This is a genomic window from Streptomyces sp. NPDC020742 (assembly GCF_040641675.1).
In the GTDB taxonomy this organism is placed as follows: domain Bacteria; phylum Actinomycetota; class Actinomycetes; order Streptomycetales; family Streptomycetaceae; genus Streptomyces.
In genome coordinates this window covers 68,100-89,170 of the sequence record NZ_JBFAEA010000028.1, presented here as the reverse complement: position 1 = coordinate 89,170, position 21,071 = coordinate 68,100, and the positions used below count along the sequence as shown (strand labels likewise).

The 21,071-nt window shown below is 68.1% G+C and carries 12 protein-coding genes and 2 pseudogenes; 6 read left to right on the top strand and 8 right to left on the bottom strand.

The annotated features are described in order from the left end of the window. Positions 1-994: 994 nt before the first annotated feature. A complete protein-coding gene (locus AB0G84_RS31460; RefSeq protein WP_361328339.1) occupies positions 995-2,446 on the top strand; it encodes a hypothetical protein in 1,452 nt (483 codons plus the stop codon). 64 nt (positions 2,447-2,510) lie between these two features. Here AB0G84_RS31460 and AB0G84_RS31455 read toward each other — a convergent pair whose 3' ends face one another. The 3 genes from AB0G84_RS31455 to AB0G84_RS31445 all read right to left on the bottom strand — a co-directional run bounded on the left by AB0G84_RS31455 (position 2,511) and on the right by AB0G84_RS31445 (position 4,719). Further along, entirely contained in the window at positions 2,511-3,599 is a 1,089-nt protein-coding gene (locus AB0G84_RS31455; protein ID WP_361328336.1) for a tyrosine-type recombinase/integrase, read from the bottom strand. Positions 3,600-3,665: 66 nt separating this feature from the next. Further along, entirely contained in the window at positions 3,666-3,872 is a 207-nt protein-coding gene (locus AB0G84_RS31450) for a helix-turn-helix domain-containing protein (protein ID WP_361328333.1), read from the bottom strand. Positions 3,873-4,101: 229 nt separating this feature from the next. Then, complete coding sequence (locus AB0G84_RS31445) at positions 4,102-4,719, bottom strand: tyrosine-type recombinase/integrase (protein WP_361328330.1); 618 nt, start codon at positions 4,717-4,719, stop codon at positions 4,102-4,104. A 911-nt stretch (positions 4,720-5,630) separates the two neighbouring features. Here AB0G84_RS31445 and AB0G84_RS31440 point away from each other — a divergent pair. The 4 genes from AB0G84_RS31440 to AB0G84_RS31425 all read left to right on the top strand — a co-directional run bounded on the left by AB0G84_RS31440 (position 5,631) and on the right by AB0G84_RS31425 (position 15,277). After that, complete coding sequence (locus AB0G84_RS31440) at positions 5,631-8,105, top strand: DUF6603 domain-containing protein (RefSeq protein ID WP_361328327.1); 2,475 nt, start codon at positions 5,631-5,633, stop codon at positions 8,103-8,105. 122 nt (positions 8,106-8,227) lie between these two features. Continuing rightward, positions 8,228-10,468 carry a hypothetical protein gene (locus AB0G84_RS31435; RefSeq protein WP_361328324.1) on the top strand — a complete coding sequence of 747 codons (2,241 nt, stop codon included), beginning with the start codon at positions 8,228-8,230 and terminating at the stop codon, positions 10,466-10,468. A 58-nt stretch (positions 10,469-10,526) separates the two neighbouring features. Further along, on the top strand, positions 10,527-13,973 hold the full coding sequence (locus AB0G84_RS31430; RefSeq protein ID WP_361328317.1) for a hypothetical protein: 3,447 nt from the start codon (positions 10,527-10,529) through the stop codon (positions 13,971-13,973). A gap of 71 nt (positions 13,974-14,044) precedes the next feature. Then, entirely contained in the window at positions 14,045-15,277 is a 1,233-nt protein-coding gene (locus AB0G84_RS31425; protein ID WP_361328314.1) for a hypothetical protein, read from the top strand. A gap of 1,138 nt (positions 15,278-16,415) precedes the next feature. Here the strand turns inward: AB0G84_RS31425 and AB0G84_RS31420 are convergent. The 5 genes and pseudogenes from AB0G84_RS31420 to AB0G84_RS31400 form a co-directional block, all read right to left on the bottom strand. After that, positions 16,416-16,595: pseudogene (locus AB0G84_RS31420) on the bottom strand (histone-like nucleoid-structuring protein Lsr2); the annotation flags it as partial. Positions 16,596-17,736: 1,141 nt separating this feature from the next. Further along, positions 17,737-18,543: a nucleotidyltransferase domain-containing protein gene (locus tag AB0G84_RS31415; protein WP_361328311.1), complete on the bottom strand. Its 807-nt coding sequence runs from the start codon at positions 18,541-18,543 to the stop codon at positions 17,737-17,739. Positions 18,544-18,658: 115 nt separating this feature from the next. Further along, entirely contained in the window at positions 18,659-19,297 is a 639-nt protein-coding gene (locus AB0G84_RS31410) for an MFS transporter (protein ID WP_361328308.1), read from the bottom strand. Between the two features lie 34 nt (positions 19,298-19,331). Continuing rightward, positions 19,332-19,922, bottom strand: a pseudogene (locus AB0G84_RS31405) (MFS transporter); the annotation flags it as partial. Continuing rightward, the gene (locus tag AB0G84_RS31400; protein WP_361328305.1) at positions 19,903-20,526 is read right to left on the bottom strand and encodes a DsbA family protein; all 624 of its coding nucleotides are present in this window, start codon (positions 20,524-20,526) and stop codon (positions 19,903-19,905) included. The pseudogene AB0G84_RS31405 and the gene AB0G84_RS31400, both read right to left, overlap by 20 nt. Positions 20,527-20,565: 39 nt before the next feature. On the opposite strand from AB0G84_RS31400, the gene AB0G84_RS31395 reads away from it, so the two are divergent. Next, entirely contained in the window at positions 20,566-21,066 is a 501-nt protein-coding gene (locus AB0G84_RS31395) for a MarR family transcriptional regulator (RefSeq protein WP_361328302.1), read from the top strand. Positions 21,067-21,071 lie beyond the last annotated feature (5 nt).

Genomic DNA, 21,071 nt, shown 5'->3' with positions numbered 1-21,071 from the left:
TTGGCACGCTGTTGAGTTCTCAAGGAACGGACGCTTCCTTTGTGCCTGTTTCACCAGGCTCTCCGGGCGCTTCCCTTCGGTCTTGCGTTTCCGACCCTATCAGATCCTTGCGGCTCCGATTTTCGCCGGTGCGTTTCGGCCTCTCGGCTTCTTCGCGGTTCCGACTCTATCAGATCCGTTGCCTCGCCTTGTCGGCTCGATTTCGGTTCCGATTCCCCGTCGGAGGGGGTTTGCCTTTCGGCGTGATCACTACTTTAGCGGAATCCCTCGGCGACTCGTAATCGAGTCCTGGTCCGAATTCCGGCATGCCGAAATTGTTCCCGGTGAGGGGCCGTTCAGTAGTGGTGTGCCGCTGAAGCGGCGGGATGGCTGCCCTGGGGCCTGTCGGCTCCGTGGCAACTCGAAGAACTTACACGATCCTCTGGGTGCGGCGCGACTTGGGGGGGGCGGGACCGTGACGGACTCATGGAGCGTTGGTCACGGCCCCCCACCCCGCTGAAGGTTTCGCCGCTCTCCAGGAGCCAGCACCTGGCGCCTGGCATGTGGCACCGGAGTGCCGGGAATCCAGGCGCCGAGGGTTGCTCCGGGCGCCCAACCAACCGACCGCGGAACTACGCCAAAACGCGGCTTGCGGCGCGGTAGCGCGCACAGGGAAACCGCAGGTCAAGCGCCCTTCGTGGCCCGCTCCAGCACCACGACGCACTCCACATGGTGCGTCATAGGAAAGACGTCAGCATGGACGGCCGTGCCCGAAATAGCAGGTCAGGCATCGTTTTCGAACTCGGCCAGGGAGACGTACGGGGCTCGGAGCGTCAAATGAGCGTCACGGCAGTGAATTGGCGACACGGGGGAAGATCGCTGCGAGTTCCTACGCCACCGCCCCAACGCCCGTGGTCGTTAACAGCCTGATGCACCCGTTTGGAGGACCACTGCACGCTAGGCGCCTTCAGCGCCTAGGTTGGTCTTCCCGTCCACGGACCGTCGAGGAGCCGACGTGGTGAAGTACGCGTTGACGGAGCCCCAGGTCGACTTGCTCCGCGAGATCGCGGCAGCTTCCAGTGCGATGCCCATCCCACCTGCCCGGACCCAGACATCCTGGGCCTTGGAACAACGGGACCTGATCAAGCGGACCTGGCGCGGGAGCGGACACGTCGCCGTAGTCACTGCGGACGGCCGTTACTACCTCAAACACGGCAAGCATCCCCGACAGGTCCAGGCCGAGAAAGAGCGGCTGAAGGGCGATGCCGCCCAGGCCGCGCGGGCTCCTGCCGACGGGGCCGAGCTAATCTCCCGTCTGCAGTCGGCCTCGGAGAAGATCACGGTTCCCGATCCTGCCGCGCAAACCCGGGGTCGATGGCGGGCTGCGTACTACGACGCGCTCCACCATGGGAACGTACCCACAGGGCACAAGCTGCGGTGGAACGGCCGACAGCGCGGCGACTGTGTCTTCACGCTGATTGACGAGGAGGCTGCGAAGGCAGCACAGCCTCCTCCCGTTCCGGTCGTCGACGTGCCGGAGACTCTCGATCGCCCTCATCGTCTCGTTCGTGCGACGCGCAAGGCTCTCGGCCGATCCCAGAGGGTGGTCGACACCCGGGGCAAGCCGGAAGTCATCCCGCTGTACCTGTCGCGTCCACTCGCCGACCGGGCCCTGCGGATCATGCACGCACTGTTTACTGAAGCGGAAGGCCGCGGCTACGCGGTCGAGGCCCAGAGCGACCTGAAACGGGGTGAAGCCGCACACATGGTCGCGATCGTGATCCGGTGCCGGGCCTTTCCTCTCGTTCTCACGGAGCGGACGACCAAGGTCCCGCACGAGCCGACACCGCAGGAGCTCCGTCAGCAGGAGCGCAATCCCTGGACGCGCCTGCCCAAGTACGACGAAGAGTTCAACGACCGCCTCGCTCTCGGCGCGCCCTCCGGGAGCTGGTACCAGCACTCGTACTCCTACAGCGACGGTGCCCGGTGGACACTGGAATCACGGCTGGGACATCTACTGCAGGATCTCGAACGCCTTGCGGCGGAAGCCGACCGTCGGGAGCGGGAGAAGGAGCTGCGTGAGGCCGAACAGCGGCGCCGCTGGTACGCGGCCGTCGCGCGGGCTCGCGAGCAGCAGATCGACCAGCACCGGGCGACGGTTCTTACCGGGCAGATTCGGGCCTGGCGGAAGGCCGACGAGATCCGCGCCTTCTGCCAGGCAGTCCGCGCCCGAGCCGGCGACGCGCCGGTTGCGGCGGACGAGGCAGACTGGCTGGAATGGGCTGAGGCATACGCGGTGCAACTCGACCCCCTACAGGGACCCTTGCGCACTCCTGTGGATCCGTCGGCCGGGCGGGAGGGGCTGCGTGAGCTGGCGAAGATCGATGCCTACGCCTACCCGTGGCCGTTCGACGCCGACGGCCGCTGGACGCTTCCCGACGACCAGCCAACCGACCCGCGAACGTGACCCGGCCCCAATCCAACCGGGAAACGCCTTCGCGCTGTCCGTGGAGGACAGCGCGAAGGAACGTTCATGCGACGATTGTGAGCGGGGTTTCCATGCGTTTCCAGGCTCCCAGCACGGCCTTATGCGCGTCCGGCTGGAGGTGGGCGTAGCGCTGGGTGGTCTGGAAGCTCTCGTGGCCGAGAAGGTGCTGGACCTCATAGAGCGAGACCCCCCTCTGGACCAGCCACGAAGCGCAGGTGTGGCGCATGGAGTGCGGCGGGTAGTGCGGGACGAGTTGCAACTCGCCGTCGTCGCCGAAGTGGTAGGCAGCCTCGACAGCAGGCCACCAGGTCTGCCGACGCCAGTTGCTGTCGGCGAGGAGGCGCCCGGAGCGGCCCTTGGTGATGGTCGTGAAGACCACTGCGTCGCGGTCGAGCCGGTGGATGTGGCGTTCGAGGGCCTCCAGGACGTGGGGCGGGAGCGGGACCTCCCGGCGGCTCTTGGAACTCTTGGGGTACTCCTTGATGCCGCTCTTGGTATTGACCTCCACCACGAAAAGGCGGGAGCGGCGCGTGTCGATGCGGTGGCGGTGCAGGCCGGAGAGCTCTCCCCAGCGCAGTCCGGTGTAGAAGCCGAGCAGGCACATCGTCCGCCAGGCGGGGGCGAGTCCGTCGAGGATGCTCTGCGCCTGGTCGGGCGTGAACCACTGCGGCGGTTTGACCGCGATGGGCGGCAGATCGATGCTGCGGCACGGGCTCACCGCGATCACATCGTCGTCGACCCCCGCGCGCATGATGGACGACGTCAGGTTGTAGGCCCGCTTGATCGCGGCAGGGCCTGTGCCCTTCTCGACCAGGGAGCGGATCCAGCTCTGGACGTCCATGCGGGTGATGGCCCGCATTTCCCAGTCCGCCCAGTAGGGCATGACGTGGTTCTTGATGCTTGATGCGTCGCCCCGGAGTGTGTGGGGTTCGACGATGCGGGCGTTCCACCACCGGTCGTGCCACTCCCGGAACGCGGTTTCGCCGGCCCGCGGGTCGCGCATGCCTCCGCGGGCGAACTGGGTCTCCAGCTCAATGCCCCAGGCCCGCGCCTGGGCCTTGAGGGGGAAGGACTCGCTGAACCGGTCTCCGGCCCGGTTGCGTACGGTCGCCTGCCACTTGCCGGACTTCAATTTGCGCAGGTACGCGGTACTACTCCTTAGTTCGGAAATGGTGAGGGCTGGACTGGGGGCGAGAGATCACCGACGGGGGCGCGGGGCACCAACCAGCCTCCTGGCGATGAACTCCTCCAGCCCGGCAGCAGGGACACGGACGCGGGATCGTTCCGTCCCGGTGCGCAGGTCGACGACGGGGAGGTCTCCGGCGGCGATGAAGCGGTAGACGGTGCGGCGGTCGACGTCCAGGGCTGCGGCGACAGCGGGGATGGACAGCAAATGGGCAGGCATGCGCGAGTCCTCGGAAACAGAGGGGGAAGGCCAAGCAGGTGAATTGATTCAGCCGGGCTGTCGGCGGTCCACGGCGCAGGTCAACCGGCCCTGTCAGGGCAGTGGGACCAGATCGCTGAGGGGCCGAGCCATGTGACACGGCCGCATGAGGTGAGGACCGACGACGTTCGAGATGTGCTCGGCGGGTGGTCTCGCGCTCGGATCGTGAGTCGGAGCGCGGGACGGGAAACTACCGCTCGGGAACGACCGGAAGGCGCAGGATCTCTTCCAGGTGGTCCCAGTCGATCTCGACGTCTTCCAGCCGGAAGCGGTGGGGGTAACGCAGCGCAATCCAGCTCGCGCTCATACCGGCCCACTCGGCGACACCCCATGCCGGAACGCCCGCCTCGAGCCAGCGGTCCAGACAGGAGTCACGCAGGCTGGAGACCTGCTCCCCCAAGCCCGCTTTCACCTCGTCCGAGCTCAACACCGCTTGGCGAGCCCGCCTCCACGCCCTCTTGTACTCGGAGGACGCCAACGGCCCACCCCGCTCAGCAGGGAACAGCAGATCTTCTGCTTCCAAATCCGCCTCGTCGATCCAGCGCCCCAGCACACCCACGATGTCCGGGGAGAGAGGAACCCTCCGGCCCTCACTGGCACGGACCAGCACCTCCCCGAACTCCCCGTCCGGGAGCGTCACGTCGTGCACCCGAACCGATGCTGCTTCGCCCGGCGAAAGCGCGGTGCCCGCTATAGAGGCGAGGAAAGGGAAAACGGCCCCCGAAGATTCCTGCTGGATCCACTCCAGAAGGGCGCGGACATGGTCCGCAGAGAGCAAGGAAGATTCGTCTATCGCAGGCTTCGACAAGCTACATGACTCCTCACACGAGACATCGGGACGCGTCGGCGCCCCCTGGTAATTCAATGGTCCTGAGAAGCGCCGGTTTGGCCAACCGGCGATCGTCGGCTATGTTGCGCCCGCGACGCACCTCTCGCGGACCCGTTGGTGCACAGAGAGCAGGTTCCACTTTCCAAAGACCGCTCTAGGTTTGCTTCCTTCGCCGAGTTAATCCAGTCCGTACAGGACTCAATGTGTCTGCTGTCGGTGAATCAGAACGAAACCACCCATACCTGGACCTCGGCGGCCAGGAATCACGAGAACAGAGCAGGTGCCTTCTAAGCCCCTGCTCCGTGTCTTTAGGGCGCCGCCCGGCCTGCCGAGAAGTTCCAGTCCGCGGCCTGGGCAGGGCGAGGGGGTCAGTGGTGTCCGTGGGCGCTGCCGGCAGCTCCACCGAACAGCCGGGCGACGGCGCGGAAGGGGAGTGTCCGCATCTTCGTGCGCGGCTGCGCGCCAGCCTCGGGGCGTATCCCTGAAGTGGCGGGCGAGGTGGCTTGTTACGAGTGTCGCGCGTGTCTGCTTAGGGGCGTCGGTCGGCAGCCGTGCTTCGGTGAGTCGCCCTCGTGTGGCCTTGCGAGGTCCTGATGGACACGCTTCTGCGCACAGGGCGGTGCAGCCCGGAAGATCGTACCCATTGATGCGTTTCATGCCTGCCTTCCAGCCAATGTGATCACGCAGAGTGCCTATACGTATGCGTTCGGTATTTGACTGGCTAGGCTTCTCGAAGCGGACGCGCCCGCCCGCCGAATGGCGGGGTGCGCTTCCATTTGTCCCTTGTGGCGCAAGTAGAGGGCGGGATCGCTGTGACGTCACGCGTCGAAGATGTACGAAAGCTCCTCGCCCAGGCGGCTCCGGGAGGCTCGGTCGAGATCCCGGCGTCCGTGTTCGCCGACCCCGACGCCGCGGCGCTCGTGTTTCCGGGCGGCACACTACGGATCGACGGTGCGGTGTGTGACCCGCAGGCCCTGTCGGCCGGCGGGCAGGCCAGGATCACGGCATCCACGGCGCCGGTGGACCTGGCGTTCACCGCTGACGGCGAGCGGGTGACCGGAACCCTGGCCATGGTCGATCTAGGCGAAGGCCGCGGTCTGGTCCTGGTCGACGGCGCTCCAGAAGGTACGGATCTGCCTGCCGGGGCCTGGGCCTTGGTGGATGGCCGGGTGCTGCGGCTGGCCAGGCGTATTTCCGCGCCGCCGGTCGACCCCGAACGTCTGGATGGCCTGGGCCGTGCCCTGCCCGCCCGGCAGCACCGCAACCGGGCGGACCGCGACCACACACCTCAGGCGCTGGTTACCGAGCACGGCATCTTGACCCCCCGTCCCGGGCCGCGGCTTCGTAAGGGCATGCGGGTGCTGGAGGCGCCGACGGTGCGCGGCTGGTCGCCGATCGGCACGCCCGGCGGCGAAAACGGCCTGAGCGTCGACTACTACAGTCCGCCGCTGCGCATCGCCGGCGCTCTGACCGCGCTGCCGGACGGCGCCCCCGGATACTCGACTGTGGTCGGGGGCGTGCTGCTGGTGGACACCGGCGCGTTCAACGGCTCCGCGATGGGCGCCTACGTCGTGCCCGATGGCTCCGGGGCCGATCCGTCGCTGTTCGCCTACGGTTCCCTCGGCAGCCAGGTCGGGTTCGGGCCGCGGCAGTTCCAGGTGCGCGGTATCTCCGCCGGGTTCGGCTGGAACAGCCGTGTGCGGGTGCCGGCCGCCGACGCTTTGGGCGACTTCCCATTCCTGATGGCTTTGGACAATCCGGGTGCGATCGGCGCGGACGGCGACGAGGTCGACCCGCTCAAGGTCCTCAGCGAGCTGATCGGCGTCGGAAACCCGTGGGTGCGTGCGCAGGAGGGCGACCTGTGGTTCGCCGCCGGTTTGGCCTTCGACTGCTTCGAGACGTTCAGCGGCCGCGCCATGGCGCTGGTGCAGACCGGCTCCGACCTGACGATCAGCCTGCTGGGCGCGGCGGGGATGCAGCTGCCCACCAAGAGCGACAAGAAGATCGCCCGGGTGGAGATCGGCATCGAAGCCACGTTGCGTCCGACGGCCGGGGAGCTGAGCATCGGCGCGGCGTTCACCGAGAAGACGTTCCTCATCGACCCGAACTGCAAGCTGCGCGGCGGCGTCGGCATGAAGTTCTGGTTCGGCAACCACCGGCAGGCCGGTGACTTCGCGTTCGTGCTCGGCGCGATGCCCAAGGGGCGGGAACTGCCCGCCCGCTACCCGCGCCAGCAGCCGGCCGGCCTGACCTGGGGCGTCGGGTCGACCGTCAACATCACCGGCAACGCCTACGCCGCGTTCACCCCCAAGTCCCTGATGGCCGGCGGTTCCCTGGACGTCGTCTTCCAGTCCGGCATGCTGCGGGCCTGGCTCACCGCCCGGGTGGACGCGCTGCTGGAGTGGAACCCCTTCTACTTCGATGTCGGCATGGGCATCCGGGTCGGGGTCTCGGCGACCATCAAGGTCTGGTTCGTCAAGGTCAGGATCTCGGTGGAGGTCGGCGTCAGCGTCCGGATCTGGGGCCCCGCGGTCGGCGGTGAGGCCACCGTCCACCTGTGGTTCATCTCCTTCACCATCGGCTTCGGCGCCAGCCGCCGTAACAAGACCCCCGCGCTGGACTGGGGCGGCTTCCAGGGCATGCTGCCGCCGCCGGAGAACATGGTCCGCACCACGGCGATTGCCGGCTACGCCGGTGAGGGCGCCCCGGCCACCCGCGGCGATGTCAAGCCGTGGCTGGTCAGCAGCGGCGGTTTCACCTTCACCGCCGATACCCAGGCCCCGGTCAGCAAGGTCTGCCTGAACCAGGGCGCCGACACCGTCGAGGCCGCCTCCGACACGGCGGTCGACATCCTGCCCATGCACGTGCGGGACAAAGGCAGCGAGCTGCGCATCTGGCTCACCTACAACGGCCGGCCCGGTGCTCTGGGGCCCTGGGGGCGTGCCGTCCAGCGCGGCAACGTGCCCAACGGCCTGTGGGGTGTCCAGGCCGACGCATCCGGCGACGGGATCATCCCCAACCGGATCCTCGGAATGCGCCTGACGTCGCCGCCGGTCGACCACGGCACCTCCACCGGGTTCCTCGACGAGGAGGCCATCTCCTTCGACCCGATCACCCTCGACGGCAACCAGCCGCTCGCCGCAGAGCCCGCCACGGGCCCGGTCCCGACCCGTCCCGGTGGCGTCATCGCCGCGATCCGGGATGGCATCGACACCACCGCCACCCGGAACGACCGCGCCGCCCTGGCCCAGGCCCTCACCGGCCTCGGCGCGAACCTCGGCACCCTCGACACCAACCTGAGCGCCTACGCCCACGCAGCGGGCACCGCCTTCACCGCCGAACCGATGCTGGTCGCGGCCGGCTGACCCCCGCGCCACCCCAGGGCCGCCCGGGACCGTGCCCCGGGCCGGTCCGCGATGCCGTGCACCCCGCGTCCGCCACTCCGCCCTCACCCGCCCGCCGCCGCGTCCTGTCGAAAGGCACGCCCGTGACCACCACACCCGACTCCCGACCGCGCACCAGCGAGCCGGGCGCCGAACACCGCACCCGGTTCTTCGACCACCGCATCCCCTCCCTGTACGCCGGCCGGTACCGGATCGACAACCGGCAGACCCTCGAGGACGTCGGCGGAGCGGACCGCGTCATCGACGCCACCCCGCAGCCCTTCGACGTCGTCCAGCCGCGCTTCAGCTTCGACCCGACCGGCATCAACGCCCAGTTCCCCGTGCCGGACGCCGTCGGCACCTACAGCCAGACCCTCCCGCACATCAACCTCGACGTTCCCGGCCTGCCCTGGAACCGCCCCCTGGGCCCCGGCCATCCGGCTGCCGTCCCGTGGATGGCCCTGCTGGTGTTCCGCGAGGACGAGCTGCCGGAGGACCCGGACGCGGTGGGCCTGGTCAAGGCAGGAACAGTGCGCCGGCTCCTGGACGGCGCCCTCGGCACCGGCAAGCCCCCCGCTCTGCCACCGGAGAGCCTGCGCCCCGACGAGTACGACGAGCAGTGCGCCACCGTCCTCGTCCCCAACACCCTGTTCGACGCCGTGAAGCCACTGCCCACCGAGATGGGCTACCTCGCGCACCTGCGCGAGGGCGGACGCCCCGACGCGACCCGCGCCGGCGACGACCCCGAACCCGACGAGGGCGAACTCAACGCCGTTCTCGTCGCCAACCGCTTTCCCGCCGCCGCCGGCGGGCGGCACGTCGTCCACCTGGTCTCCCTCGAAGGCTTCGACCAGTACCTCACCGCACCCGCCCCCACCGTCGGCGTGCGGCTGGTCTCCCTCGCCTCCTGGTCCTTCATCACCGAAGCCGACTCCGGTGTCGGCTTCGGCGACCTCGCCCAGCATCTGGCCAGTGCCGACGGCATGACACCGCGTCCCGAGAAGGAACTGCGGCTGTGCGTGCCGAGTTCGGGCCCGGCCGGTGCGGCCGGCCCGCAGAAGGAGGCAGCGGAGCGGATGGCGGGCGGGGCCGTGGCGCTGCCGCAGCGCCTGGAGAGCGGCGAGCGCACCTTCGCCTTCTACCGCGGACCGCTCACCGCCCAGCCCTCACAAAAGCCCCCGGAGCCGGACGCCGCCTGCCTGGACTCCCCGGGTGAGGCGCTGATCTATTTGCAGCAGTACGGCGTCTTCGACACCACCTACGCCGCCGCGTTCACCACCGGCCGCACCCTCGCCCTCGCCGATGCCGAGTTCCGCAGCGCCCTGCTGGAGTTCCGCTCCGCCGCCCGTACCGCGGCCCGCCGCCTGGCCTCCCACCCGGCCCTTGCCGCACGGTCCGCCGCGGCCCTGAGCGGCCGGCACCTCACCGCACCTCTCGCCTTCGAAGTCTTCGACCGCCTCCTGACCGACGGCGACAGCCGTTCCGGCGGGGCGCGCCTCAATCAGGCTCTCGGCCAGGCCGGCCCCCAGCTGCGCGCCGGCCGCCGCCGCACCGCAGCCCGCACCCGCCGCGCCGTCGGCGACGCGCGTACGGTCCTGGCCCAGCCCGACCTGGCCGGCCTGCTCACCCAGGCCGCCCCGGAGGACTTCGCAAAGGTCACCGACTGGCTGAACGCGCTGCGCCGCCTGGAACTGCTGAGCCTGTCCCATCTGGTCCCCGACGGCCGCGCCCTGCCGGCCGAGAGCATCCGCTTCGCCTACATCGACACCGACTGGGTGCGGGCAGCTGTCGACGGTGCGCTGAGCGTCGGCGTCGGCCACACCCTGGACGCCGACCTCAACACCCTCCCCACCGGTGGCGGGCCGGTCCCGAAGTGCGCGGTGCTGATCAACTCCAGCCTGGTGCCGAACTGGCCCAACACCATCGTCACCGCCTACCAAGGTTCTGACGCGGTGGAACCGGTGCGCGACGCGGTGTTCGGCACCGAGATCCGCCTGCTGCTCTACCCCGCGGTGATCGACCGCTTCGAGCTGGCGGAACCCCCGCGCGGCCTGTGCTTCGGCATCGGGGACCTCGGCACCATCGAGCTGCGCCGGATCACCGGAGACCGGATCGGCCACCCCATGGGCGAATTCCCCCCACCGCCGCCGGCCGACGACAGCCGCTTCCAGCGCTTCCTGCGCCCAGGCGGGAAGGACGTCCTCAACGTCGACGGCTCCGGCGACGCCCTGGTGCCCGCCCTGTCCACCGCCCACGGCCTCACCGGAAGCCTGCGGATCTCCTCCGCCCAGTTCGCCCTGCAGATGATCGACGCCCCGCAGGCACAGACCTTCTCCCGGTCCTGAGTTCTGCCCCCCGTTTGTGCGCCGTACTGCCAAGCGCTGACCGAAAGGACCCCGGGCCATGTCCGTGGACACCACCCTCATCGTGCCGGTCGAGGTCGCTGCCCTCGCCGTCAACCGGGCCACCCGCGACACCGCAACCCCGCACGTGATGCACCGCTGGATCACCAACTTCAAAGACGCCACCGAAGGCGTCCCACCCGAGCCGGTCCCGTTCGAAAGCCCGGAGCAGTGGACCGGTGAGGAGCACCGCCTGGGCGTCTACCTCCAGTGGGAACTGCCCGCGGCCCTCACCCAAGGCCGCCACGACGAGGAGGAAGGCGTCGGCGACTTCCCTCTGGTGCCCAACCGGTGGCTCGTCGTCCGCCACACCGACAGCACCCGGGGGCTCAAGGCTTGGGTCGTCGAGAGCGACTACCTCGACCCGATGGACGGCACCGTTTCCTTCCAGGCCCCCGACAGCGAAGAACCCGCCGCGACCCTGATCGGCAAGTGCCACGAACTCACCGGCCCCTGGCGCGAGCCCGCCGCCCGGCGCGAACCCTTCCTCACCGCCATCGGCCCCGGCCTGCTGACCTTCTCCGTCTTCCAGCCCTACAACAGCAACGTCTTCTCCCTCCACGACACCCTCCTGGACACCCCCGAAGGCGAACTGCCCGCGCAAGAGCGGCTGAGCTACTTCGTCGCCGGCTGGTACGCCCAGCCCGACAGCGACATCCTCGCCGCAACCGACGACCTCGCCGCGCTGCTGGAGCGCCTGCGGTGGACGCCGCCCGTCGGCTCCGGCAGCGGCATCCGCGCTTCCGTCTACACCGGCACCGTCCTGGGCCTGGACTGGAACCTGACCGGCCCCGTCCCCGACTCGCCCTGCCCCCGGCCGGCCGACGTCACCCCGATCGTCTCCAACAGCATCGCCGAAGCCGTCGCCGAACTCAGCGCCCAGGCCGACGGCGAAGGCGCCCTGTCCGCCGACGAGGCCGACCTGTTCAAGGCATTCCTTCTCGGCGGCATCGACGCCCTGGAGGAACGCGACCGTCCCGAAGCCGACATCCTCACCGACCGCCGCGCCCACGACGTCGCCTTCGGACCCGTGGCCGGCGGATACCGCTGGTTCATCGGCGAACGCGGCGAGGAAACCGGCCGTGCCACCTCCCGCGCGGCCCGGGCGGCCGAAGCCGACACCGTCGCCGCCCTCAACTGCCGTCAGGCCAAGCACGACACCACCGAAGCCGAACTCGACGCCGCCCGCGAACACCTCTACCACCTGTGGTGGCTCACCCACCTCTACAAGAAGCCCTCCGAGTTCACCAGCCGCATCGACGACGAACTCGACCCCTCCAACCCGGACGGCGCAGCCGGACGCGTCGTCGCCCTCGCCCGCGACCTGGCCGCACAGCGCGCCGAACTGCCCTGGGGCAAGAGCGAAGCCGACCTCGCCGCGCGCATCGACACCCTGTACCCCGCCTACGGGGCCCAGGCCGCGCGCCGCCTGATCCGCGTCCCGGCCGAGGACTTCGAATACAGCGCCGACCCGGTCCTCACGCTGGAGGGCGCCAACCTCCACGCCCCCCTCACCCGTGACACCGCGCTGCCCTGCCGTACCCCCGAACGCGTCGTCACCCGCGCTTCCGGTACCAGCACCGCCGACGTCGCGGCCATCGCAGCCCAGATCAACCTCACCGGCCAGCAACCGCCCTGCCTCCCCGCGCTGCTGAGCGAGTTCCTCATCCTGGACCGAGCCCTGCGCAGCGGCGCGATCCGGGACGTCACCGGCACGCTGCCCGAGTACGGCACCGCACCCTGGGCCATGCCCTGGCAACCGCTGTTCCTCCTGTGGAAGGCCGAGTACTTCCCTCTGCCGATGCGCGACGGCGACACGGCGCACTGGGACTTCGTCGACGCCTCCCGTTACCAGTGGAACGGCAGCGGAGAGCCCGGCGAACCTCTGACCGTCTACGGCCGCCAGATGCTCGCCCCCACCGCCGGCCACATCATCGACGGCACCCTGCAGAGCTACGCCCGCGTCCGCGACCAGCTGCCCGCCGACGCCGTACGAAGCGTCCGTGCCCAGGCCCGTAACGCGAACTACCTCTCCCAGACCCTCGACGGGTTCGGGGCCGCCCTCGCCCAGCGCCAGCCCCTGGCCGGCCTCCAGCCCACCGGCGAGCTGGCCACCCTCATCGGCAACGGCGACTACCCCCCACCCAACCCCGGCGCCCAGAAAGCCAGCCCCTGGGACCCCGAGGAACCTGCGTCCACCTTCCAGGACCTACGCGCCGGTCAGCTCGCGTTCCTCAACCTGGCTGTCGTCGACCGCTTCGGACGTGCCGTCAACCTCATCACCAGCCAGCCCGAGATGCCGGACACCATGCGCCCGGCCCACCCCGTCAGCAATTACGACAGCGACCGGCTGGTCGAACTCGCACCGCGCCTGCTCCAGCCGGCCCGGCTGCGCTTCGACTTCCTCGCCGCCACCACCGACCAGGACACCGAGCTGACCCCCGGAGCGAACCCGGTCTGCGCCTGGCTGCTGCACAACCGCCTCGACCAGTCCCTCGTCGTCCACGCACCCGACGGCGCCGCGCTCGGTGAACTCCGCGTCATCCTGAACACGAGCCGCCAGCGGGAGGTCTCCTGGTCGCCCCTGCCCGGCTCCGAGATGACCCGCTTCGAACAGTTGGAGACCTTCAGCCGGCACACCTATCAGCTGCTCAACGCGGTGAAGACCCGCGGCGAGCAGACCTTCGACGCGTTCCGCGCCACCCTCGACGGCACCCTGGAGACCATCGACCCGGACGGCCCCGCCGACCCCGGCCTCGGCTTCCTCATCGGCCGGCCCCTCGCCCTGGTCCGCACCCGCCTCACCATGAACCTCCGCGGCCCCCTGCGCACCGACGTCAGCTGGTACAACCTCTTCGATCCCGCTCCCTCCCAGCTGCTCACCTACCCGTGGGCGATCCGTCTCGGCGAAGCCGGGCAGAGCGACGACGGCCTGATCGGTTACGTCCTCGACGACGACTACGAGCACTTCGAGACCGTCATCCCCCCCACCGCAGGCGGCGGGCAGTACCTGCGGCCGATCGGCGACAAGCCCCGCCTGGAACTGGACTTCGGCGAGAACAGCACCGCGGTCGCCACCATGCTCCTGGACCCACGCGCCGCCGTACACGCCACCACCGACATCCTCGCCACCAAGCGCGTGTTCGTCCCGCAGGAGTTCACCGACCAGGCAATCGCCCGCATGGCGGTCAACTTCCGCACCGGACCGCTCCTGGCCTCCACCACCGCCCTGCGCGGACCCCAGGGCGAGAGCGAGGAAACCGCCCTCATGCCGGCCCCCGCCGGCGTCATCGGCACCTGGACCTGGTCCGAAAACCGCGGCGGCACCTGGCAGAAGCTGCCGATCCTCAGCCAGGACCCATACGACCTGCCCCTGGACGAACCCGAAATCCGCTCCGGCTTCCTCACCCTCGACAACGCCGTCGCCCACAGCCGCACCGACCACTGAAGACAACACGCCCGCCACCAAGCGCCGCCCCTGCCCCGGGCGGCGCCCCCGCGAAACCGAAGGAACCCTCCATGACCGTCGAGATCCAGACCCAGGGCGCCGGTACCTCCGCAGAACGTGAACCGCTGCTGTCCTACCAGATCACCACCGACCCGAGCCCACTCAAAGCATCGCCGGAGAACCCGCAGACCCCCGAGGAGATCGGGGAAGTGATCATCTCCGTCGGCCGACAGGACCCCGTCGCGGCCGACGTCGAGTGGATCAGGGTGCACGTCCCGGCCGGAACGATGGCAGTCGACCTCGCCACCGACCTGGCAAAGATCAGCCCCCGGATCAGCCTCACCGGCTGGACCATCCGCCTGGACGCGGCCGCCAAAGAATTCGTCTGCAAGCCCACCGGCAGCCACGACACGATCGGCCCCGACAGAGGATTCACCATCCAGCTGTCCGACATCCCTATCAGCCGCAAGATCGGTACCGCCCCCGTCACAGTGACGGAACGCTCCCGCACGGGTAATTCGTCATTCCAGGAACGGGTCACCGCCTTCAACCTCGGGAAATTCCCCGCCGACTTCTACCTGCGCAACTTCCTGTGCGAACCCTCCATCATCGACAACGGCGGCGACGTCAAACTCACCTGGGAACGCTCCACCAACGCCACCTACGAACTCCTCTACCCCGGCTGCGACCGCGACGTCACCAACCGCACCAGCATCGACATCAACGGCATCAAATCCGACACCACCTTCTACCTCCGCGCCACCACCGGCGACCCCACCAACCCCGTCATCCGCATCCTCTCCGCCCAGGTCACTGTCCTCAAACCCGACCTCGTCGTCGGCAACCTCACCGTCACCGGAGACCTACGCACCGGTCAGATCTCGGGCCCGGGCGGTCCTCCGATTCTCAATCTGAACAGCGGATACATGCAGATCCAGTCCCACGTGGTGACCGAAGGGGGATTGACCGTGTTTGGTTACGGTCTCCGAGCAGACAAGATCTGGGAAGCTAAGGAGAAAGCGGTGACGGTTGAAAAACTCCGAACCAACGAGATCCAGGGAACAGGAGAAGCGGTGAACATCAAAACCGACCTGCGCGTCGACCAGATCTCGAGCCCGGAAGGTACTCCGATGCTCAATTTTAGCCTCGGAATCGTGAAGATCCAGCCCAACGTGCTGGCCGAAAAAGGATTGGTTGCGGGAGGTTACGGTCTCCGAGCCGACACGATTAGGACAAATCAGGGGAAACAGGTGAACGTCAGTGGGGGCCTCACCGTCGATGGCCGCAACGTCATTGTGTCGTAGGCCAGGCTCGGGCTGCCTTCTCCGCCGGCCTCCCGATCACCTCCGAAGAACCCTGAGACCGGGCGGTGTGCGAACGGGCATCGCTGCGCCAGTGACTGCCATCGCCAGCGGCCTGTCCGAGTGCAGCTTTGAGGACGGATAGCCACTGGCAGCCGAGCATGGAGAGGTGACCCCACACGGCCCCTACTCAGTGCTACGCGCTCCGCCACCGCAAGACGAGCGAAGCACACCTGCTTCCACGCCCCGGCAAGCCTGCTCTGACCAGCGCGACCAGGCACTCGCCCTCCGCAGCGCCGAACAAACGCAGCGACTTGAGCGGGCCACCTGCAGCAGCATCGCGTTCAGGATTCGGCCCAGGCCCTGAAGTACCCAGATGGCGCAGTTGAACACAGGCGGAGGAGGAGCCCTGGATATCGGGGGCGAAGCGAGTCGCGGCGCCAAAGATGAGCTGGCGCATCCCGTCGTCGTTAAGGTGGCGGCGGAAGCGTCACTTGCAGTGGCCATCCGGCACGTGCGGGACATCATCCAGCATTTCCAGCAAAAGTGTCCACACTCAGCACGCGTGCTCACCGGAAGCCGGTCGGCGTGGTGGCGCAGAGTCAATCGGTCGGCTTCCGTGATCGGCTCCTGAAGCGGGCTTCCGGTGTCTTGGCCGTCGGCACAGCGAGCAGTGGTGACGACCTTATTGACCGAGAGGCGAAAGCCACTGCAAACTTGCGACTTGCCGATCCACAGCATGTTCAAGAGTGGTCACCTGATAGGGCGGTCGGCAATTTGGCATCTGATCCGCCGACTATGGCGGAGTCCGGAGGTGGCGCCGGCGAATGCTAGGCACAACGAGACGGCTGATGCGGTGGCGATTTTGCTCGGCGGGATCACCGTCAACACTCGATAGCCAACAGAGATGCACAGTGACGAGCCACTCCATTCCAGATAGCCGGGCGGCCACTACGTCGGCACTGTAAACAGGGGACTGCGCATACTGTTATCAGACCTACTCTGACCCACGCGGCCACTGCCACGGCGGCACCCGTACGGTCCCCTGCAACTCGTACAGAACAAGCCAGCGGCGCCGCATCTCGCATTCGAGTAGAAACGACGAAGAGGCCACCGGGGGCCTCTGAACTCTCCACATCTGTCAGTGCACCTTATGGTAAGCGTCGCGGATTCCAGCAGGCACTCGGCCGCGGTCGTTGACCGCGTAGCCGTTTCCCTTCACCCACGCACGGATCCTTCCAATGTCCTCCCCGGCCGCCTTGGCCGAGCGCTTAGCTGCCTGGCCTTTGACCCTCCCCGCCTTCCGGGCCGCCTTGATGAAAGGGCCGACAACCTCGACACCCCTAGGACCGCAGGGAAGCTACGGATACCGAGCCTACGGAGGCGCGCTGCAGCTAAGCCATCCCACTTCTAGCGACATCCCCGGAATGCCAGCCCATTCTCAAGAGAGACGTTAACGGCAAGCCAACTCCGAAAAAACGAGCCTGCAGAGCCGCTCACACCCGAGCCCACCCATCCCTCAATCCGCGTCACACGAAGGACGTTATGACATGCCGTCAAACATACCTGACGGCATGTCAGGAAAGTCAGCATTGAGTCAGCATGCGTCCTGCCAGAGGTGGTGCCAGGTGACGACACATGCAGATGCACCAATCCCCTCTGCACCACCTCTGAGCTGCATAGATGCTGGCCAACCCGATACACCCACGACACCACCGCCAACCTGGTACCAATGGAAGCCGAAGAGATACGGCAAGGCATCGTTGCAGGTCAGAGGGCATTTCCAGGTCAGCAAGTCAGCACAAAGTCAGCATCGGCGGCGCTACGCCGGGAAACAGGCCAGCTCCCGGGGGAAATGCGGCACGCCGTCATCCAGACCTCCGCAGCGTCCGGAGTTGAGACCCGATGCCAGTTTTCGCACCACCAGTACAACCACACTTCTGTTCCCCCAACGCCTTTTTACCGTATTGGAGTTGACCAAGCCACTCACCAGAGAGATCAATCGAACCCGCGCTCTGAGCTCGGGAATCAGGGGGCGTTCGGGTGCCCAGCGCCTGCCTGACCAGCGAAGATTTCGCACCTGACGGCGATGCTCCCGGTTATATCTCTGTCCCTTGTTGACCGTTGTCTACCGCGCCATCTGGCACGGCGGTCGACATGGCGCCGTAAGGAGCGTTTTCACAGAGGTCGGATCGCGGGGTACCTTCGGGTATTGCTGCTGGCGGTACGTGGATTGCTTGCACGAATGGGCGTGCCGGTCCAGCGTGGTGACGGCGTCTCCCGAGGCGGTCGCGAGTTGTCGGGCGCGATCGGCGGCCATCCAGCCGAGTTGTTGTTCGTCAGCTTGATCAGGAGTCGGGTGACGAGGAGATAGCTGCGGCTGAGAAGCAAATGGTCCGGGGCCGCGTGGGCGGTGCTGAGCAGGCGGGGCAGTCGCACGGCGTCATGGCATGGTCCGCCCGTCAGGGACGCGGGGCTTTCTCACCGTGCACGGCTGTGTATTCGGCGGCGAGCCAAGGGCTGAGGTCGTTGATGAGCATCCCCAGCACCGCCGGGTCGGGTGAGGGTGCACGGCCAATGGACACGGCGACACGCATCTGCTCGACGCGCTCAGGGTAGTAGCGGCCGAAGAGCTCGGCGGACTGGCCGAGGTCGCTGGTCCAGCCGCCCCATCGGGGCATGATCAGGGTGAATCCTGTGCGGACGACGCGACGGCCGACGCGACGGCTGAGGGCCCGGCGATCGGTGTCCGTGGTGGCCTCGGCTGCTTGGGCACGCCAGTGTGGAAGCACGCGGGCGAGGTCGCCGTTGGTTTCCCGCGCGAGTAGGACTGTGGGGCGGTAACGGGGCAGTTGTTTTGCGAGGTCAGGGCCCAGCAACGGGGTGCAGAGGCAGGCGATAAAGAACCCGCCATCGTGACGTTCGACGTCGCTGAGCAGAACCCGGGTGCTGGTCAGCAGGATCCCGACACCATCGATCTGCGGGAAGGCACGGTCGAGTACGGCCTCGATTGCTTTGGCGTCAGCGCGGTCGGCTTCGGTGGGCTCGTCGTGGAGGGCGAGCTGGAGGTCGAGGTCGGAGACGCCGGGGGTAGCGGTGCCACGGGGGATGCTGCCGTAGAGATAGGCGCTGTGCAGGCTCGTTCTGCCGAACGCCTCGGTGATATGAGCGCGGGCGGCATCGACGACGGGGACGAACGCTGCCGGCACTCGGTCCAGTGCGCCTTCGCGTGCGATCGTTCCGTCGTGGTCTAGCCCTCGTTCATTCATGGGGCCACTGTGCCTTGTGCTGCTGTGTGCTGCCGAGCGGATTTCCGAGGCGGTGTGGCGTCCGCGGATCGCACCGCCCGCCCGGGAGTCCCGGCGGATCGGGCTCCGCCTTCGCCTACTGGACGCCGACCTGTTGAGGGGCCACGGCTCCGGAGGTGGTGCGAATGCCGGTGGCGTGTGACGGTAGCGCGGGTTCGGCGCGCAGCAGTGCCGTCGCGCCGGTCAGGACTATCAGGGCCAGAACGGTCCACAGTTGCCATGGTCCGGCCTCCAGCAGGAGTCCCAGGAGCAGGGGTGCGATGGTGCGGCACAGGGACCAGGACAGCTGGTAGACGGAGAGGTACCGTCCCCGCAGGTGGTCGGGGGCGGCTTGGACGGACAGGCTCTGTGCCGGCCCGGAGTGCACCAGCTCGCCGACCGTGTAGAGCACCGCGATGGCCAGGGTGGCCACAAGGGCTTGTGAGCCGCTGACCAGCTGGGGCAGGAGCGCGAAGGCGGCGAAGGACAGCGCGAAGATGACTGCCCCGAGAGCGGCGGTGCGGGGACGCCTGCCCCGCATGGTCAGGCGGGCGATCGGGACACCGAGCAGGGCGACCAGGGCGGTGTTGACCGCGAATACGGCTCCCGCCAGGGCGTCGGGCAGGCCGACGTCGCGGGTCAGGAAGACGGGCAGGGCCATGGCCTGGGTGGTGTAGCCGAAGGCGATCAGGAAGTTGGCGGTGGTGATGAGCAGGTAGGGCCGGTCGGCAAGCACCTGCCGGTAGCCGTCCTGCTTTCCCGTCGGCGGCTGGGGGGGTGGCGCGGACGGCCGGGATCCGGGAGACCAGCGCGGCGGCGAGAGCGAACAGGGCGGCCAGCGCCACGGTGGCGGCGGTGAAGCCGGTACTGCCGTTGAATGCCAGCAGGCCCGCCGCCGCGAGGCTGCCCACCCCCATCCCTGCGTTGCGCAGACTCCGGTCCCACGCCAGCAGCCGGTCACGCTCGGCGCCTTGGGCGATTTCACCGATCAATGCCTGCTGGCCCGGCGAGGAGGCCCACATCCCCACCGCAACCACCAGGGCGACGCCCAAGAAGGTGGGGTAGGAGTCGGCGAAGGGGTAGGTGGCGAATCCGGCCGCTCGCAGCAGCAGCGCGCCCATCACCACACGCTTGGCGCCGAACCGGTCGATTACCACGCCCACCGCCGGCATGACCGCCAGCGCGCACAGCCCGGCAAGGGTCAGGCCCGCCCCGATCGCCGTCAGCGACAGGCCGGTGAGCGCGTGGACGAACAGCATCGTCAACGGGACATAGATGCCGTCACCGAGCGAGCCGACCAGACTGGCGGCGATGAGACGGCGCCGTGCGGGCGCGCCCCTGTCAGCGGAAGTCGAGCGCATCGCGTCCCCGCTTCAACTCGGCAAACTCGCCCATCCCGGCCAGGGTCCGCATGGCATCGAACAGCCGCACCGCCCGCTCGCCTTTCGGGATGGCGGACAGGACGGGGCCGAAGAAGGCCACGCCGTCCACGGCGACGACGGGTGTACCGACCTCTTCACCCACGGCGTCCCGGGCCGCCTGATGTCTGGTGCGCAGGGCCTCATCGAACTCGTCGGTGACGGCGGCCTTGGCCAGGGACGCGGGCAGTCCCAGCTCCTCCAGGGCCTGGACGATGACAGCGTCGTAGTCCTGGTTGCGCTGCACGTGGATACGGCTGCCGAGCGCGGTGTACAACTCGCGCAGAACGGTGTTGCCGTGGCGGACTTCCGTGGCTGTGCACAGCCGGGCCAGACCCCATGCGCCGTCGTTGAACTCGCGATACCCAGGGTCGAGATCGCGGTGCTCGTTGAGCACCGACAGGCTCATGACCCGAAACGTGAGGTCGAGCGGCTGCAGCCGCTCGACCTCAAGCAGCCAGCGGGAGGTGACCCACGCGAAGGGGCAGGCGGTATCGAAGTAGCAGACAACAGGTACGGGGGGTCTGGATCGAAGATTATCTTCCACGGAAGAGACCGTAGCTTCCGTGGAAGATAGAATCAATGCATGCAGACCGACGCCATCACCGCCATCGTCGACCAGTGGAAGCGAGAGCGCCCCGATCTGGATGCCACGCCGATGCTCGTCATCGGCCGGCTCTTCCGGCTCACGGATGCACTCGACCAGCGCCTGCGCTCGCCCTTTGCCGCTGCGGGCCTGGGCAACGGTGACTTCGACGTCCTTGCGGCACTGCGACGTTCCGGCAAGCCCTATGCGCTGTCCGCGGGAGAGCTCAGCCGCACTGTCTTGGTCACCACCGGCGCGATCACCAAGCGGGTCGACCGCCTCGAAACCCGCGGCCTGGTGAGCAGGTCCGTCACCGAAAACGACTCGCGCGGGCGCCTCGTCGCCCTCACCGCAGAAGGGATCGAACTGACCGACCAGCTCATTGCCACGCACCTGGCCAACCAGCGTCTCCTCCTCGCCGGGCTCAGCGGCGAGGAGGAAACCCAGCTCGCCGACCTGCTCGAACGACTCGCCTCAACGCTCGCCGTAGGGGAAGCCTGACGAGC